The sequence below is a fragment of the Sphingobacterium tabacisoli genome, from assembly GCF_017908035.1.
Classification (GTDB): Bacteria; Bacteroidota; Bacteroidia; order Sphingobacteriales; family Sphingobacteriaceae; genus Sphingobacterium; species Sphingobacterium tabacisoli.
In genome coordinates this window covers 500,883-519,385 of record NZ_JAEQMU010000002.1, presented here as the reverse complement: position 1 = coordinate 519,385, position 18,503 = coordinate 500,883, and the positions used below count along the sequence as shown (strand labels likewise).

15 protein-coding genes are annotated in these 18,503 nt (G+C 38.5%); 7 read left to right on the top strand and 8 right to left on the bottom strand.

Features of this window, described 5'->3' with window-relative positions; translation table 11 throughout:
* Positions 1 to 18: 18 nt before the first annotated feature.
* Complete coding sequence (locus JKG64_RS13195; RefSeq protein ID WP_210354775.1) at positions 19 to 2,265, bottom strand: alpha-L-fucosidase; 2,247 nt, start codon at positions 2,263 to 2,265, stop codon at positions 19 to 21.
* A 432-nt stretch (positions 2,266 to 2,697) separates the two neighbouring features.
* Here JKG64_RS13195 and JKG64_RS13190 point away from each other — a divergent pair, with 432 nt between their 5' ends.
* Both JKG64_RS13190 and JKG64_RS13185 read left to right on the top strand, forming a co-directional pair.
* A complete protein-coding gene (locus JKG64_RS13190) occupies positions 2,698 to 2,994 on the top strand; it encodes a DUF485 domain-containing protein (RefSeq protein ID WP_210354774.1) in 297 nt (98 codons plus the stop codon).
* Complete coding sequence (locus JKG64_RS13185; protein ID WP_210354773.1) at positions 2,991 to 4,910, top strand: solute symporter family protein; 1,920 nt, start codon at positions 2,991 to 2,993, stop codon at positions 4,908 to 4,910. Before JKG64_RS13190 ends, JKG64_RS13185 begins: the two co-directional genes overlap by 4 nt.
* Positions 4,911 to 4,989: 79 nt before the next feature.
* On the opposite strand, the gene JKG64_RS13180 is transcribed toward JKG64_RS13185, so the two are convergent.
* Together JKG64_RS13180 and JKG64_RS13175 are read right to left on the bottom strand one after the other, a co-directional pair.
* Positions 4,990 to 6,240, bottom strand: a complete 1,251-nt coding sequence (locus JKG64_RS13180) for a DUF4374 domain-containing protein (RefSeq protein ID WP_210354772.1) — start codon at positions 6,238 to 6,240, stop codon at positions 4,990 to 4,992.
* Positions 6,241 to 6,251: 11 nt separating this feature from the next.
* Positions 6,252 to 8,663: a TonB-dependent receptor gene (locus tag JKG64_RS13175; RefSeq protein WP_210354771.1), complete on the bottom strand. Its 2,412-nt coding sequence runs from the start codon at positions 8,661 to 8,663 to the stop codon at positions 6,252 to 6,254.
* A gap of 269 nt (positions 8,664 to 8,932) precedes the next feature.
* On the opposite strand from JKG64_RS13175, the gene JKG64_RS13170 reads away from it, so the two are divergent.
* The gene (locus JKG64_RS13170) at positions 8,933 to 10,117 is read left to right on the top strand and encodes a trans-sulfuration enzyme family protein (RefSeq protein ID WP_210354770.1); all 1,185 of its coding nucleotides are present in this window, start codon (positions 8,933 to 8,935) and stop codon (positions 10,115 to 10,117) included.
* A gap of 58 nt (positions 10,118 to 10,175) precedes the next feature.
* On the opposite strand, the gene JKG64_RS13165 is transcribed toward JKG64_RS13170, so the two are convergent.
* The 3 genes from JKG64_RS13165 to JKG64_RS13155 all read right to left on the bottom strand — a co-directional run bounded on the left by JKG64_RS13165 (position 10,176) and on the right by JKG64_RS13155 (position 11,872).
* A complete protein-coding gene (locus JKG64_RS13165; protein WP_210354769.1) occupies positions 10,176 to 10,577 on the bottom strand; it encodes a DoxX family protein in 402 nt (133 codons plus the stop codon).
* 12 nt (positions 10,578 to 10,589) lie between these two features.
* Entirely contained in the window at positions 10,590 to 11,207 is a 618-nt protein-coding gene (locus JKG64_RS13160; protein ID WP_210354768.1) for a hypothetical protein, read from the bottom strand.
* A 65-nt stretch (positions 11,208 to 11,272) separates the two neighbouring features.
* A complete protein-coding gene (locus tag JKG64_RS13155) occupies positions 11,273 to 11,872 on the bottom strand; it encodes a Crp/Fnr family transcriptional regulator (RefSeq protein WP_210354767.1) in 600 nt (199 codons plus the stop codon).
* A gap of 274 nt (positions 11,873 to 12,146) precedes the next feature.
* On the opposite strand from JKG64_RS13155, the gene JKG64_RS13150 reads away from it, so the two are divergent.
* Complete coding sequence (locus JKG64_RS13150; RefSeq protein WP_210354766.1) at positions 12,147 to 12,638, top strand: ClbS/DfsB family four-helix bundle protein; 492 nt, start codon at positions 12,147 to 12,149, stop codon at positions 12,636 to 12,638.
* Between the two features lie 53 nt (positions 12,639 to 12,691).
* On the opposite strand, the gene JKG64_RS13145 is transcribed toward JKG64_RS13150, so the two are convergent.
* Positions 12,692 to 13,495 (bottom strand): DNA alkylation repair protein, encoded by an 804-nt coding sequence (locus tag JKG64_RS13145; RefSeq protein ID WP_210354765.1) that lies wholly within the window; start codon positions 13,493 to 13,495, stop codon positions 12,692 to 12,694.
* Entirely contained in the window at positions 13,492 to 14,130 is a 639-nt protein-coding gene (locus tag JKG64_RS13140) for a peroxiredoxin-like family protein (RefSeq protein WP_210354764.1), read from the bottom strand. Before JKG64_RS13140 ends, JKG64_RS13145 begins: the two co-directional genes overlap by 4 nt.
* 155 nt (positions 14,131 to 14,285) lie before the next feature.
* Here JKG64_RS13140 and JKG64_RS13135 point away from each other — a divergent pair, with 155 nt between their 5' ends.
* The 3 genes from JKG64_RS13135 to JKG64_RS13125 all read left to right on the top strand — a co-directional run bounded on the left by JKG64_RS13135 (position 14,286) and on the right by JKG64_RS13125 (position 18,441).
* A complete protein-coding gene (locus JKG64_RS13135) occupies positions 14,286 to 14,633 on the top strand; it encodes a winged helix-turn-helix transcriptional regulator (RefSeq protein WP_210354763.1) in 348 nt (115 codons plus the stop codon).
* 13 nt (positions 14,634 to 14,646) lie between these two features.
* Complete coding sequence (locus JKG64_RS13130; protein ID WP_210354762.1) at positions 14,647 to 15,957, top strand: DUF2931 family protein; 1,311 nt, start codon at positions 14,647 to 14,649, stop codon at positions 15,955 to 15,957.
* 159 nt (positions 15,958 to 16,116) lie between these two features.
* On the top strand, positions 16,117 to 18,441 hold the full coding sequence (locus JKG64_RS13125) for a TonB-dependent receptor (protein WP_210354761.1): 2,325 nt from the start codon (positions 16,117 to 16,119) through the stop codon (positions 18,439 to 18,441).
* The last annotated feature ends 62 nt before the right edge of the window (positions 18,442 to 18,503 follow it).

Sequence of the window (18,503 nt, the reverse complement as noted above, 5' to 3'; positions counted from 1 at the left end):
GCATATTAAGTTTAGTGACTAGTTATAAAAATCAAGTTCAGCAATACTCAATGAGTTGCCACCTCCTGTGATTTCGGTTGATATAACACGAACATAACGTGTATTAATCTTATTTCTGAATAAATGCTTTCTTTTCGAAGGATCATTAATTAAATTGCCAAATTCAAAATCTTCAGCGTCCTGCCAATTTTCACCATCAACACTTACTTTTAACACCCCCTTGGCCATCATACCCTCTCCATCTTTGCGTTGGGGTGTATAAGCAAATCCCGAAACGTCATAAGCACGACCTAAGTCTATTTCGATAAATTGGTCTGCACCTGTAGATTGCGAATGCCAGAACGAATTTTCATTTCCATCAATCGCTTTATCCGCAGAAAACTTTTCGCGCGATCCACTACTCGACCGTACTTTCCACTCTCGCTTGGCTATACCTAAAGTCTCCTCTACAACAGCTCCCCTTTGCCCATCGCTATCTATAGCTACAGCCTTGATACCATTGGTAGTTGGCAAGAAGACTCCTGAATACAACTGCGATTTAATGGTTGGCTCAGAACCGTCTGTAGTATAATAAATATGGTATTCAGATTGTAAGTTAGCAAGCACATCTTCACCATGTGGCTTCCATCCGAATTCATGTTGGTGTGGCTTAATTTCGACCTTACCCTCCAGATCACGTTGAATCGCTAGCTGAGGAGGTCTCACTGGAACCAAATAGGCTCCCACTGTCGTCAACACAGGGATAGCCCTACTCTCCAGTATACGTAACCTCAACCGACTAGTCTCTACAGTAGGGAATCGTAGTATCCTTTTGTACCCCACATTTGTTGCCTCAGCAATCTGTGTCCAAGATCCGTCTTTCCACATATCAACAGCATGTCTTTCGATGCGTTCGCCATTTTGCTGGACAGCCTCTTGTATTACAAAGCGATTAATGCGTACGGGTTGTGCTGTTTTAAATTCTATTACACCATCTTTTACTGTAAATACGGTGGCTTGATCTTTATCCAAGAGTTCCTTAGGGGCTGTTGCTTTTTGAAGAAGATTGTTCGTATACCCCTCTTTGATTCTTTTGCCCACTTCTGTCAGCACCTGTACATCTTCGTCGGAGAACCGACCTTCCCGATTTGGCGGAATATTTAAAAGAAAGGTACTGTTACCGCCAACAGCCCGTTCGTAAATATCAAAAACATCGTCAGCACTTCGTACTTTCTGATGCACATCATCTCGATAAAACCAACCTTCACGTATGGAAGTATTAGTCTCTGCCTGCTGATAATGAAGATAGTTGGCTGAATACAGTTTTTCCCTGCTTCCTAAATCTTCATCCGTAAGATCCCTAAACCCTTCCAACTTATGTGGGTCCACATCATAAGGAATCACATTCCATTCGGTTTTACGTGTACCTCCAGATTCATTACCACACCAACGTATATCTTCCTTTCCAAAAATAACAGCATCGGGCGCTAATTTATTAATCAACTCCCTCCAGGCCGCATAATTATACTTTTGCCCGCCTTTTGTTTTAGGATGTGCCCCATCAAACCAAAGTTCGTGTACCGGCCCATATTCTGTAAGCAATTCGAAAAGCTGATTCAGGAAATATTCATTATAATCATCTACCTCAAACTGAAAGGTGGTTTTGTTCTTAAATGGTCTCCCTTCAACCTGTCTAGGGATAGTACGATTCGTGTAGTGGCTTAGATTACCGTACAGCCCCTTTTCATTTTCGATCTGAAACAAGTCCGCCGGAGAAAGGTATATACCCAATTTCAATCCGTACTTTTGACAGGAAGCAGACAGATCCTTCAATATATCACCTTTCCCATTTCTAAACCCCGTAGACATGATCCCATGATCTGTATATCTACTTTGCCATAAAACGAATCCGTCGTGGTGCTTGACTGTCAGTATTACTTTCTTCATCCCAGCAGATTCCATCGTGCGACACCATTGATCAGTATCCAACTCCTTCAAATCAAAAATACGCGGATCTTCTTTACCATTTCCCCATTCCATTTTCGTGAAGGTATTGGGGCCCATATGTATAAAGGCGATAAATTCGTTCTGTAGTGCTTCGTACTGTTTTGGGGTGGGCACTATGTGCGCTGCCTTTTGAATAATATCGGCATGTGTATCTGTGGCAGTAACAGCATAGGTATTCTTTGTAGGAAGTGTGTTTGCGACATTCTTTTGTTGAGCAAATGTTTGCAAAGAGACCAGGACACCGCACCCGGTCAACAGTATTTGATTAAAAATTGTCATGCTATATACTTATATAATAAAAACTAAGGCTTTAAGGTTTTCTTCAGTTGCACTTAAAAGTAAATAAAACTAACATCTCATTTGTAAACGATATTAACCTAGTTTAAAACTTTATTACCTTATTTAAAAAATCCGCGAGTAAATCAGACAATCCAAGAGGTAAAACAATCTGCTCTCTGATTTATATCAAAACCTGTTAACGTAGTACAAATTGGTACTACGGTATTATGAATTCAAACTACAGTACCTCCAAAGCTCTGCCTAATGAGTGACTAGAAGAAACCCGACTAAATATATAAGTCTAACTAAAAATTACTTGGCACGGTGAGATAAACGTATTATTTTCCGTTTTTTTTTGTAAAATTGTAAAGAAGTCGTTTTCGATTTTATAAAGATTTAAACCAGATTATAAATTTAGTAAGCCTTAAACTTATGCATGTCAACAACAGTGCTGAAGAAAAAGAGATTGTAACTCAGCAGAAATCCAAATTGGGCGTACGCCTATTTTTTGTTTATTTAATCTGCTATGCAGGTTTTGTAATTTTAGGCGTATTCAAATACGAGTTATTAGCCACAACGGTATTCTGGGGACTCAACCTGGCGCTAACATACGGTATCGGGCTAATCGTTTTTGCCGTTGTCTTAGGCATAATTTATAATTATTACTGTACTAAGTACGAAGATCAAGCAGAAGAAACAGAAAATCTAACGGAAGGAGACAGCAAATGATATATGATATCTCTTTCACGGCCCTAGCATTCTTCTTTGTTTTCGTCGGCCTAGTCCTCGGACTATCATTTTACTTTGGGCGTAAAAAAAGTTCTTCTTCCTCTTACTATGCTGCGGGCGGACAGATTCATTGGGCGGTAAATGGTATCGCTTTCGCAGGAGACTATCTCTCTGCGGCATCTTTCCTAGGGATATGTGGTATGATTGCTATCGCTGGTTTTGATGGTTTTTTATATGCAATCGGCTTTTTAGCAGGCTGGATAGTTGCTCTATTCCTTATTGCCGAGCCCTTTAAAAGACTCGGAAAATACACATTCACCGATGCCCTAAATGCTAAATTCAATTCAAGAGCGATTACTCTGACAGCATCTATAAGTACTTTAATTATATCCATTTTTTATCTTATCCCCCAGATGGTTGGTGCCGGAGACCTTGTGATGCCTCTATTAGGATTGCCACACTGGGCTGGTGTAATTTTGGTTGGCGCTATTGTAATCGCTATTGTCGCGAGTGCTGGTATGGCATCAACAACTTATGTTCAGTTTCTAAAAGGGGGATTACTCATTGTGCTCTCCACAGTATTGACGGTGTATATCTTAAAAAACGGGCTATCCACTCCGCCGGAATTCAATGAAAATACCTACCATAAGTTTATGGAGCTGACACCTGAAGTCAAAAATGACCAGATCGTATCTGTTCCAAATTGGAGTGTTATCACACAACAACAAATAGGTGATAAGACTTTTGTTAAACTAGCTCAAAATGGTATCGAAAGATGGTTTGAATGGACACAAAATGAGGACAATTTATTAAAAGAAACACTGACCATTACCAAAAAAGCTGATGGCACGACATTATACAACGGTGAGTCCAAAGACAATAGGAAGTTCTATCAAGTAGGCCACTTAAGCAAGATTATTGTAAATGGTCAAGAGCTATCCCAAACAGGCCCACTCGGTCCATTTGAGTTCTTATCCACTATAAAAGACAGCGAGATCGTGCGATTCTTACAGGTAAAACTAACAGATGGTAATGAACAGGTTTCTATCTATTATCCTGAGGTAACCTCCGGTTCTAAGTTTATGCTTCCTGGTCTAAAATATAAAATCGGGAGTGACGCGAACCTATGGAGTAAAATGGATTTTGTATCACTAATGCTAGCTCTATTTTTAGGAACCGCGGCTCTACCTCATATCCTGATCCGCTACTACACGGTAAAGACTCCTAGAGATGCGCGAAAATCAACAATATTGGCGATAGCCGCTATCGGTGGATTCTATATCCTGACCCTATTTATCGGACTTGGTGCAGGAGTAAATGGCGTTATGGATGTGGAATCCAGTAATATGGCAGCCCCTCTTCTTGCTAGAGCTTTTGGTGCAGCCTTATTTTCTATTATATCAGCCGTTGCCTTTGCAACTGTATTGGGAACGGTAGCGGGGCTTATAGTAGCATCTTCCGGAGCTATAGCCCACGATTTTATCGATGTATATCTTAAGAAAAACTTAGATGATGACAAAAAGGTTAAAGTTGGAAAAATAGCAGCTGTAATAGTCGGTGTATTTGCAATACTTTTAGGGATGGCTTTTCAGGGAATCAATGTATCGTTCTTAGTTGGATGGGCTTTTGCTATTGCAGCTTCGGCTAATCTGCCCGCGATTCTTTTCTTACTGTTCTGGAAAAAAACCTCCTCTACAGGAATAGCGGCCTCAATAGTGACAGGAATTATTTCCTCATTAGCAATTATCTTAACATCACCAACAATGTGGGATAAATATGGACTTGGAGCTGAGAATGCATTGCATCAATTGGAAAATCCAGCTTTGATTTCATTTCCATTAGCAGTGTTAACGGTATATGTATTTACTAAAATGTATCCAAAGAAAAAAACTAATTTAGACCATACTACGACTTAAGACCGTCCATGAAAAGTATAAAAAAGGCGATCAAAACTTTCGTTCTGATCGCCTTTTTCTATACGGTTAAAACTATACACTAATTAACCCCTGTTTCTAACTTGCTAATTGCATTAACATCAGATATCCCTACGAATTTCAGACCTTTAGTTGCTTTTGCTGTAGCTACATCAATTACATATACATAAAACTCGCCATCAGCAGGGTCTTGTAAAACATAATAGGCCGTTTTACCATTTTTCTCTGTATATACCTTATTATTGTATGAAGATTGATCGTGATCTGGAGCACCTTTTACTTCAATTAAAGTTTTTTGGGCAACGTCCACAATGGCAAGATTGACCTTACCACCTGCAGTACCACCAGTCTCCGCAGTCTGATACATCGTCATTAAGTACTTGTCACCACTCAAGTGATTGCCACGTGCGATTTTTCCTTTCCCTAAATCTTCTACATTAAAGAAGTAAGACTTGTCAAACTCATCTGTTCCTTTTTTAATACGTAAAATTCCTGATTTGTTTTTTGATTTCTCTCCAGCAGTAAACCAGGTATAGGCATCGCCATTAGCACTTATACCAATTCCTTGATTACTTCCCCAGTTTCCGATATAACTACCACGGTCATCCTCTATCTTCTTTACCAATTTAAGACCTGGATAATCGAATATCGCAATTGTCGCCTTATTCTGTTCAACAATTTCTCCGCCCCAATTACCCACTCCTTCTGTAATTTGATAAGGAACATAAATCTTATCTCCAACTTGGAATAAGCCTGTCCAAGCAATCATGCGTCCCGCACCAGCAATATCCGTTGAAAGATTTAACGTACTCTCACTTTGGATTCTATTAGCTTCCACATCAACGTTCAAAAGTGTAGCTACAGGATTAGTAAGCGCTCTATTGGTAGAACCAATGATAATATTTTTGCTACCATAGTTGCCGTATATCCCTGGACGTATGGTATTAATTGTTTTTCTATCAAAACGGGTCAATTCACCTTTCTCGTTAAAGCCGTAAGGCGTCATAGGACCTTCGTTGCTGTAGGTTAGACCGAATACATAGTTGTTCTGTACGTTAAAGTAAAACTCATTGGAAGGTATCCCATTTCCGATAATACTCAGTTGTCCCTTAGTGACGTCATCCACATTTACAACATATGATCCTGCACTTCCTCCTTCTGAAGAGCCATCCGCATTTACTACAAATACAAACGTAGAGGGATTTTCCACTACAGGTGTATTGTCATCATTCTTATCCTTGCTACAGGAGAATAATGCGGTTGAGCATACCCCCAACATTAATAATGAGTTTAGTAACGTTCTTTTTTTCATGATTATAATAATTAAATGTTATTGTTTTTAATAAAGTATCGGAGTTTAAGATTGAAACTTCTACCTGGTTTTTGCAAAGCAAAGTTGTCATAACGTTTTGCATCTGTAAAATTCAGACATTCAAAGGCGATATTGTATTTACCTGATTTTAGCGTATACACTAAGTTAAGGTCATGTGATAATTGTGAGGGCACCACAAACCGTGCGGAGGGAGTGGCATAACTAGCCCAATCCAGGAAAAAATCATGTACATACAATAGGTTATACCCTACATTGAGAACCGCGCCTTTATCCAAGAAATCTTGAAAATAGACATTCGCATCAAAATTGCCATAGGTATACGGTATATTAGGCAAACGATTCTTGTAGATGCTACTTTCGACAATTTTACTAGGTTCCACTTTCGTATTATTAAGCAGATTTTGATAGGTCATTGTTCCTCCTAAAGAAAGTAGGCTTTTATAATAATAACGCATATTGATATCAAAACTATTATTGACCGCTTTGCGCAGATTCACATACTGCATTTTTCGCTTCCCATTGACATCTTCCTGTCCTGTAAATGGTCTGATAAAATCCCTAGCATCTCTATAAAGATAATTTGCATCAATACTCATACGATGGGAGTCACCAAACTTCTTGAAGTAGCTGATACCAAAATTGAAATTATAACTGCTTTCGGGTCGCAATCTGGGATTAGGAGATTGGTTTTCTAAATCACCAAAAAGCTCCGTATTTTCAGGCAAGCGTATTGCCCGCTCGAAGGAAGTTTTAAGCTGTAAATCTGGAATAATGAAATAAGTAGTCGCAATGCCATACCCACCATACCCTGTACTGGTATCCTGACGTACGATAGTCCCACTGTTAAGTGTATTTGATACCGTTTTCTGATGATAATACTTTGTAAACACGTTGACATTCCATTTTGTATTAATCGCATAACCATAACCTAGACCTGTGATATTTTTAAAGGTCTTATTCGGAATATTATTATCCAGTAGATCGGGCTGTAAGCTGTTATACCCTTTACGATTGAAGCCAGTAAACTGATGATTTAAGATCAAACTATGTTTTTCATGAAAAGTATAGTTGACATTTGCCGAAAACACCGAATTATTATTTCTATATCGGTAGTCGCGCAATTCGTCTTCCCCTCCTTTCTGATTGGGATTATCTGGATATTTGGGTTCAGACTCACCTGCCCAATTGAACCTTCTAGCGACTGTATCTAGTGTACGCTCTTTTCCTAGATTATAGCGTCCGCTCATACTCACGTTCAACCCTTCTGTAAAAAGATTATTCTTCACATATTTAAAGCTAGGTTGTACGATATTTCCTAGCGATTCACGCCCTCCATATACCGTTTTCATATGGTTTCCATTCTGAATCTCTTTCTTATTCTGTCCAAGGGTAATCCCGAATAAAAGCTGATCAGCATATTTTTTATTAGAGACACCAATATTAGCCACCAAAGTTTCATTATGATACTTATTATGAAACTGTCTTACCCGCTGGTCATAAGTATAAGTCCGGTATTTCTCCCTATCTGCCCTGTCTACATTTAGTATATCAACATCGACCCAGTAATTATTATCAGAATAATTCTGAAAAGCATTTAATTGAAAGGTTAATCCTGATTTTCCAACAAAACCCGCATTAACACTTGTTTTGTGCGTATTAAAAGATCCGTAAGAATAAGAAGCATCCACATATTTTCCAGGATCAGTTCTAGTTACAATATTGATTGCTCCTCCCAAAGCATCGCCGCCTAACCAAACAGGCACTACTCCACGATACACTTCGACTCGCTCCGCAAAATTGATAGGAATATTATTTAACTGAAAAGATGACCCAAAGTTACTCATAGGCAACCCATCAATAAAAACTTTAACCTGGTTTCCAGAAAACCCATTTAAAGAAATATTCATATTAGATCCCATCCCCCCACTCTCTCGGATACGCACACCAGAAACACGATTTAGCGCTTGACCAATATCCATAGTAGTGTTTGCTAGCTTCTTAGCATCTATAGCGGTGACATTATAGGCCTGTCTATTAATCTCATCGGTCTCTGACCTTCCCAAAATATCGATTTGTTCTAATTCCCGATGATCAGTCTCGAGGATAAAAACATATGTTATGGGAGTTGTGCCATTACTCTTAATTTTTACTTCCTGTGTCTTATAACCCATTGCTGAAGCAACCAACATATATGTACCTGCCGGAACAGCTGTTAATTTATAGTCACCATTACGATCTGCTTTGCAAGCATACTTTAATCCTTTTATGCTAACCGAAGCAGATGGTATCTCCGTATTTGAACTATTTAAAACCCGACCTAATATACTCCCATTGTCTTGGGCGATCCCTAAAAAAGATAAGTGTATTAAAAATATAATCGCTACCGCTGTAACTCTCAACATATTTTATTTAGATTAATTATACATAAGGGTGTTGCGCAAAGAGGAACAAACCGAAGTTACTTGCTACAGATTTTACTGCTATTTTCTCACAAAAACAGTAAACAGCTATGTTACTGCGCATTAAAATAACTATTTCAATATGCGATATCTTCCAATCTTCTTAACATTCTTAAAAGAAAAAGTATTAGCAGGGGTAGCTAATGATCTTTTTCATAAATCAAGTTCGTTGATTTATTCGTACATTAGAACCTAACTAAATCTCCTCAACTATGTCAAGATTAGAAACCGACAGTATACATATGGGAAAAGAGTACAACCGGACCAACGCCGTAGTAACTCCTATATTTCAAACATCAACATACCTCGCCAGCGACAATCTTGATGAATATATTATTGCGGCCAGTGAAACAAAATATCCTGAGTTTTACCACCGGCACGGCAACCCGACCAATAGCCAAGTCGCATCGATTTTAGCTTCATTGGAAAAGACAGAAGATGCACTTGTTCTAGCCACAGGTATGGCAGCCATAAGCACAGCTGTACTTGCTACTGTTAAGGCTGGAGACCATGTGGTAGCTCAACAATCGCACTATTCAGGTGCCTCTCTCTTTTTAAAGGAATTCTTAACAGATTATGGTGTACAGGTCACTTATGTCAACCAAACAGACAATGATGCTTTTATAAAAGCAATAAGAGCAAACACTAAACTGATCTATATAGAAACTCCTTCTAACCCCAATCTAGATATTACAGACCTTTCATTCATTGGAAAAATAGGAAAAGAAAAAGGCATTTTAACGATGGTAGACAATACTTTTGCCTCTCCAATAAATCAGACTCCTTCCGAATTTGGAATAGATGTGGTCGTTCATAGCGCGACCAAATACTTGGGAGGACATTCTGACCTAACCGCAGGTGCAATCTGTGGCTCCAAAGATTTTATTCATAACGCCTGGAGACGGTCTTTAGTTTTGGGAGCGAGTTTAAGCCCATTCGATTCGTGGTTATTACTTCGAGGTCTAAAAACACTTTCCATGCGGGTCAAGCAAGTAAATGAGAATGCCCAACTACTTGCGGAGTGGTTGGAACAAAGCCACTATATCAAATCGGTTGCTTATGTAGGTCTACCTTCTCACCCACAGCATGAATTGGCAAAAAGACAAATGAAAGGGTTTACAGGAATGCTATGTATTGAAGTTGCTGGCATGACAGAAGAAGAACAATATAAACATGCACAGATAATCCTGAAAAACTTAAAAATATTTGCCAATGCGGCAAGCCTTGGCGGTGTGGAATCTTTAATTGTACATCCGGCAAGTATGTGGGGAGGGCACCATTCTTCAGAACAGAAAAAAGTCGCCGGTATAAATCAAGGAATGCTTCGGATTTCAGTCGGCATAGAAAACATTGAAGACCTCATTCTGGATTTCTCCCAGGCATGTGAAAAAATATAAATTATATCCAAACCGTTTGTTACGTAGTATCCGGTTTGGATATAAAGCCTTTTGGTCATTAATCCCATCTATTTGATGTTGAAACGGCATATTTACCTGCTCCTGTAAACCAGTAACACACCCCCATCAACATATAAATTACCAGTAACTCTAAAGCCCACCCCCCAAAATCATTAATTCTAAATAAATTCTCTCGCTGAGCAAGAACTATAGCAGTCAGACAATTGAGTGCAAAAACAAGCCCTGCCACCCGCGTTCTGAAACCGATGATAATTAGTACAGGTGCTACGATCTCTCCTAAATAGACACCATAAGACAAAAATGAAGGCAACCCCAAATCACGCAACATACCCGTGATAAAACCTATTCCATGCACCAACTTGTTTACCCCATAGACTAGCATAGTGAATCCAATGGCTACTCTGCTAATAAAAATTCCTAAGTCAATATTCCTATTCATTGCTTTAAATATTTAAAAATTGTGTTTTATAAAGATTCCCGTGTTATATAATTGTTTTTCATTATTATTCCATTGGTCTAAGTTCAAAGCAAGTCCATAGTTTAATCGCTGCTGCTTAAGTCCCAATTGTACTTGTTGCACCCCCCTTTGATAATTACCCGGTTCTAAATTGACGATTGCCAAAACATGAAAATATCCATCTAACCGTTCTATGATACTAGGGGTATATTCAAAGGCAATCGACTGTTCGAGCGTAAACGTACGCTGATAGGTAGTACCCATGGAGTAGGATAGCGAATAATCAGAGCCAATCGTACGATATTGTGCAAATAATCCAAAAAATTTACCAGGATTTTTAACACCTACAGCAGCATTAAAGGATATTTTTCTGGAGATGCTATAAGACAAAGTATTTCGGATGAAAAAGATATTCTCTTTATCATGAGCATACTCTGTATCAAACAAAATCAAATTGTTGATTTTTAAATAACTGTTAAAATGATAATTGATATTATGCATGTAAGCATAAGAGCGGTTACCTAACAGTAAGTCGGGGGTATAAGAAAGCTTCTGTCCATTAGTTTTAAGCGTCATTAGTGCAATCATTATTAAAAGTAGTCTTATCTTCATATCTCAATGCTTGAAATTATGTCGACAAAACTATCCTGTTCGAAGCCTAATAAACTTAAGATTTCTTAAGAAAGGTCAGTTAGGTGTTTTTTTCTCAGATAGCTTAAATATTCAACAGTAATGCCTAGATAGGAAGCTATCATATACTGCGGAAAACGTTGTTCTATATTACGGTACTGGCCAACGAAAGCTCGGTACTTAGAATAAGCATCAAAGCGTGCGTGTTCGAATGTCCGCTCCTGTAAGTTGACATAGGCATTTTGCATTTTCAAGCGCCAAAACTCAGATAGCGCCGGTACTTCTTTATATAACAGCTCTAAATTGGATTTACTGATCTGCAGGACTGTTGTGTCCTCATTGGCCTGAATAAACATTTTTGAAGGCTGTTGGCTTAAATAACTATACAAGTCATTAATCCACCAATTTTCAATCCCTAACTGCGTTGTGTGTTCCTTGCCTTTTTCGTCAATATGATAAACATGGAGGCTTCCTTCAACTATAAATCGCATATGACGGGAAACCTGTCCCTCTTCAAGAAGAAACTCCTTCTTGCGAAGTTTGATAAGATCAACTTTAGTAACAATACTGTCAATTGCCAGATTATCCAAAGAAACCAGTTCCTGGAAATGCTCAATCAACAATGATAACGCCTTTTCACTGTACATACCCCTTAGTTTGAAGTCCTCATGTTGCAAATATACTTAATCTTACCTACGCATGTCGTCATCCACCTCACAAGAATCTTTGGAGAAAAATAGATCTAAAGATTGCGATCATAGGATTAATGGTTAGAATCAAATATGATCTACCTAACAGAAAAATCAATAATTATTCTTTAAATTGAGGCGTAATTCAGCAACTGAGCACAATCAAACCTGTTAACCTAATAGCTTAACTGGAGTACTTTAATAATTTCATGACGAAAACACCTCAAATATAATGGCAAGACCCACCAATAAAGAATCTTTAATCACGCTGAGTCAAAGTAGCTTTAACAAACTATTGTCCCTAATTGATAGTCTTCCCGACCCTAAAGCTGAATTCCCTCTGGGAACGATGAATAGAAATGTACGCGATGTCTTAGGTCACCTACATCATTGGCACCTATTGATGCTCGAATGGTACAAAATTGGTAGCGAAGGAGAAAAGCCAGCCATGCCTGCAACAGGCTATTCCTGGAAAGAGACACCCGAACTAAACAAAAAGATTTGGGAAGAGTGTCAACATTCAACTCTAAGCGATACAAGACAACGATTAATAAACTCATATAATCAGATTCAAGAAATAATCAAAAGCCATACAAACGAAGAATTGTTTGAGAAGAAAAAATACAAATGGACAGGTACCACTTCTCTCGGAGCTTATCTCGTCTCAGCCACGTCAAGTCACTACGAATGGGCATTCAAACTGATTAAAAAAGCTTCTAAATAAAAAGTGGCCTCCTTCTAGCTCGCCTGGAGATGATCAAGAAGAAGGCTACTAGATTATTTATTAATCGTTCTTAGTGCTTTCTTAACTATGTACGCAGTCTCCTTACCCGTACTTTCACTCTCCCATCGTTTGCATAATTCCTTAACAAACTGTGGCTGGCTTTTACTGGCATCGTTCAGCCAATTCCCAACACTATCTTGGACATACCTTGCGCTATCCGCTTTCAATCGTTCTAATATCGGCAGTGCCAGCTCCGGTTTTTCCTTCAGTTCGTTAATATGTGTACACCATACCCCGCGAGGTCTAATAGCCTCGGTAGCAAATCTCCTTACATTATCATCAGAACTCTTAGCCCATTCCGAAAGTATATCAATACTCTCAGTCAGGTTTTGAGCTATTTTATTTCTTAATGCCATCCAACAAATCTCTCGTACCCCAAAATGAAGATCTGCTGCAAAAGGTTGTATTCGACTTAGTGATTCCGCTATAGAGAGTTTTTCATCCTGACCAATCGTATAGGTAGCCCAACAACGTATCAAATCGGCCTTATGGTTCGCTAATACCTCAAGGAACTCATAATCATTATGAGCTACAACTTGTTTGAAAATCGTTACTCCTATTACTTCATTAATCGTATTGACCGTCTTCTTCTCTAAATCATTGATTTTCGACAAAATAGGCGCAAGATATACCGTCCGATTGTTGCTAATCAACAAATTCTCTAATAGGAGCCTTTGGTCTACGGCCAACCACTCCACAAGGTTGGCCGTTTCAATCTCACCGCGATTAAGCTGTTCTAATATTTCTACAGGAATATCTTTGGTACTTCTTGCTCCTTTTCGTTTACTTTCACTCATAGGTTTCCAATCAATTCTTCAATATCAACTCTTTGCATATAATTTTCTTCTACAAATTTATATAAAATAGTACCGTCTGTATCTAGCAAAAAAACCGCGGGCATAGGTAGTTCATTAGTTGAATTACCATTGTATAACGACAGATCTATTCCTAACCCCTGGTAAGTTGGAATAACATATTCTTGAAGAGCAAAACTAATTCCTATATCCTTGGCCAATATGTTATCCTTATCCGTCAACAACTCATACTCCAACTGACAGTCCGTTTTCATACTCACATTATGAGCAATAGTTTGTGGTGAAATCGCAACAAGCGTAGCTTTCCTATCGGTGATCGCCTTTAGGTTCTCCTGTAAAGCCTTCAACTCCAAGTTACAATAAGGGCACCAACTGCCACGAAAGAAAGCAATAATCACTTTACCACTTTTTAAAATGTCTTTTAACGCAATATCTTCATTGTTGGTATTGGGTAAGCGAAACTCAGGAAATGTCTGACCTACTAGAATGCTGTTCTCTTTATATTTCTGAGCTTGCAAGTCTGCAATTGATCTACCAAATATCTCCAAAATTTCTACTGGAAGTTGCTCTGCTAAACCTTCATTCAGGGTATTAATCTGTTCGGCTAATTTTTTCATTTTTTCTTTATTATTTTTACAAAGTTTTAAAAGTAAATTGGAAACCACAATACCGCATATTATTGCCCCTATGGGATAAAAAAGTCAATTTTGTGAAACCGACCACGATAACATCGCGGGAGCTCTCATCATCCAATAAAAAAATAAAACAACTGATGAAAACAAAGGAAAGAGCAATAGAAGAAAAAATTTGTCCGTTAGAATTTGCAGTCAATGCCATTAGTGGAAAATGGAAAGTTCCCATTGTATGGCGCATAAATGAGGGCGAGAAAAGGCCAAGCGAAATATTAAGAGGAATTACAAAAGTAGACAGGCGTGTGCTCAACCAACAGCTAAAAGAACTTGAGCAAGCTGGTATCCTACAAAAAGCAAGCTTCAACGAACTTCCACCTCGTGTTGAGTATTCACTCACACCTCTTGGAGACAAATTGGTAGAAGTACTGTGGAAATTAAACGCCTGGGGGGAGACATTATTAGAGACGTCAATTAAAAAAGATAAATAAAACAGCAATACAAATGAATTACTATCTCAAACTCTTTCTCCTTGCCACTGGTGTTGGATTATTCAATTTGCTTATTTACTTCTTTTTTCTACGGTTTCAAATTGTTCACAACAGTTCCTACGTACCGCAGGAATTGTTAGTCATAGCACTGATACTGCTCGCTATTCCTATTCAATTTCTCGTCCTTCTCCTGATGGGTTGGGTTTTTAATAAAGAAGCCCTGGCCTTCAATATTACCGCAATATGCTTTATGATAACATGTGCTATCACACTGTGGGCTACTTCTAGAGAAGAACGCGCAAGGTACAGTAATGAGCGCGTCTACCAACAAACAGAAAAATACGATTATCAGCAAGGAATAGCAACGCCTGAGGGCTACCCTATACAACTACTTTCTGAAAGTCGATTTGTCATGAGTGTAAAGGGGGATCGTAATCCGGTTACTCTTTTGGAAACGCAAAAGGTGTATTCAAATCAATGGGGCAATGGAGAAACAACCTTCAAATCTTCTGACGAAGGTCCAATCGTAATACCGGATAGCTTAAAGCTGTACTGGTATTCTTTTCTAGAGAACAAGTACTACAGCTTAAATACAAAATTAAATAAGTCAAAAATATCCGAGTACTTCAAACAAGGGCTAAAGCATGACGTGAGTGGTAAATTGGATCAAATTATACAGTCCAATTACAACGAGCTCATTGCAGGTATTGCACCAGGAGGAGATGTTGTGTTGTGGATTTCAAGTTTTAATGATACCCGAGAGATTGAAGTATTCAAAGCAAAAGAACTAAGTATCGATCAGCTAAAAGACTATGACATCGTAACAGATGAGATACGGCAGCAGGTACTCCATGATACCTGCCTTTGTGAGGACAATGTACAATTTAGAAAAATAGTACATAACAACCGACCTATTCCTTTCGGGACTTGGACAAGCAAATACCGTAAAAAAAACAACTGGAGAATTACTATAAACGATTTTGGACAAACAAAGGCAAAACTAATGTTCCGTTTATTTAATGGTGAACGATACCAATTCTTTAATGAAGAAATCACACAACAGCAGTATCAGCCACTAGCTATACCTGACTATATAAACTTCACCTTCTTTAAGGATGGAAAAAAACATAATGCCTACCTCGAGTTTGAGGAAAACGAAGTGTTTAGACTTTTTGATCAAATTACAACACAGCATCCTAACGAACCGATCGACTTAGTCTTAAATATCAGTCCTGACCTTAAACAGACTTCGATAAAACTACAAACAAAATCTGACACACTGTATTTTGAAAATATGCTTAAAGTGGATATATATACAAAATAAACGGAGTCATTACCAGCGAAAAAAGAACTTCTTTACAGAGAGCATCGAACAGTTATAAAAAAGGTCAAAACTAAGGGTTAATATAATTTATCCCGTGTTTCATATAATAAATAGATGCTGCTTCACATTAAAACTTACATTCGTTGCAAAATTTAAAAAATGCAACGGATTTATATTTTGCTATCCCTTATTTTCATTACTTCACTGTGTTATGCTCAAAAAAGACATACCATATCAGGGACAATAACAGACGCTTCCTCCGGCGAAACACTCATTGGAGCAACCGTCAGGTTGAAAGAAATTGCTCAAACCAATGGCTTAAGTAATGCCTATGGCTTCTATTCGATAACAGCTCCCCAAGGCCGCTATATCTTAACGGCTTCCTTTATAGGTTATAAAACGCTCACAGATACCATTACGCTAGAGAAAGATGTCTCCCTACATCTTTCCTTACAATCCCAGACATTAATTGATGAAGTTGTCATCTCGTCAAACCGTAAGAACAACAAAAACATATCTTCGCCACAAATGGGGTTCGAAAAACTCAACATGGCCCAGATCAACCAACTTCCTGTTGTATTGGGTGAACAAGATATATTAAAAAGCATTACTCTAATGCCCGGAATTAAAACTTCTGGGGAGGGGAATACCGGATTCTATGTACGGGGCGGTGGCTCTGATCAAAATCTAATTCTATTGGATGAGGCTACTGTATACAATTCGTCCCATCTCTTAGGGTTCTTTTCTACTTTTAACTCCGATGCGATTAAAGATGTCAATATCTATAAAGGAGGAATGCCTGCAGAATATGGCGGGAGATTATCCTCTGTATTAGATGTAAAAATGAATGAAGGAAACAACAAAAAGACAAGTATCCAAGGAGGAATTGGTCTTATTGCGTCACGAATTAAAATAGAAGGTCCTTTAATCAAAGACAAAGGAGCGTTTATGGTTTCAGCACGCCGCACCTATGCCGATTTATTCCTAAAATTATCTCCAGACTCTACAGTCAATAAAAGCACCCTATACTTTTATGACATCAATGCTAAAGTCAACTATCGTTTTAATGATAAAAATGCAATTTTTCTGTCGGGTTATTTTGGAAAAGATGTACTTGGACTTCAGGATATATTCGGGACAAATTGGGGAAATGCGACCGGAACCCTAAGATTCAACCATATTTTTAACAACAAACTATTCTCTAATACATCACTAATCTACAGCAAATACAGCTATACTATCGAAGGACTAGACCGTAATGATGGTTTCAAAATTACATCCAGGATAATGGATTTGAATTTAAAACAAGACTTTGAGTACTATGTTGCTCACAACCACACTTTAAAATTTGGTCTGCAGGCTGTGCGTCATGACATCGCTCCCGGCGAAATTTCAACGACGGCCAGCTCCAGTTTCAACCCCATAAAAGTTGAGCACCGCTACGGGTATGAAATGGCAACATACATGAGTGATGAATGGCGTTTGAACAATAAATTGAGCATGGTTTATGGGATGCGTTTGAGTAGCATGTTGCTTATAGGTCCAGGCACATTTGCCCGCTACGATGACAAAGGCGACATCGTTAGTTCCAAAACATATCATTCGGGAGAAGTTATCAAAAACTACTTAAACCTAGAACCGCGATTTAGTATGAGCTACATGTTCAATCCGCAACAATCCGTAAAAGCCTCTTACAATAGGAATACACAAAACATACATTTGTTGACCAATTCGACGAGCTCAAGCCCTACAGATTTGTATGTAATGAGCAGTGAAAATATCAAACCTCAAATCGCAGATCAGCTTTCCATAGGGTACTTCCGAAATTTCAGGGAAAACACCTACGAATTCTCTACCGAAATCTACTATAAAGATTTGAAAAACCAAATTGACTATAAAGACGCCGCCCAGTTATTAGTCAACCAAGATGTAGAGTCCCAACTCCTCTACGGGGAAGGCCGAGCATACGGAGCAGAGTTTTTCTTTAAGAAAAAACAGGGCAAACTAAATGGCTGGATTGGTTACACCCTATCCAAAACTGAGCGCAGATTTGAAGGTATAAACAATGGGAACTATTTCCCTTCCAGCCACGATAGGACACATGATCTATCCGTTGTCGGCATCTACAAATACAATGACCACTGGACCTTTTCCAGCAATTTCATCTACGGAACGGGAAAAGCGGTCACCTACCCCACTGGAAAATATCTTGTAGACGGAAACACGGTCTATTCCTATTCAGATAGAAATGCATACCGTCAACCCGACACCCATAGACTTGACATTGCGGCAACTTATGAAGGAAAAACAAAAAAAGGCTTCGTTTCAAGTTGGACTTTTGGTGTTTATAACGTCTACGGACACAAGGATGCATATCAAATAAACTTTAGAGATAGTAAAAATATTCCGAATACCACGGAGGCGGTACAGACTAGTATTTTCGGAACTCCCATTCCATCTGTAACCTGGAATTTCAAATTCTAAACTTCCCTCCAATGGCTGATTTGCCCAGGACAATAAAAAATAACACGAACAAATAAAGATAT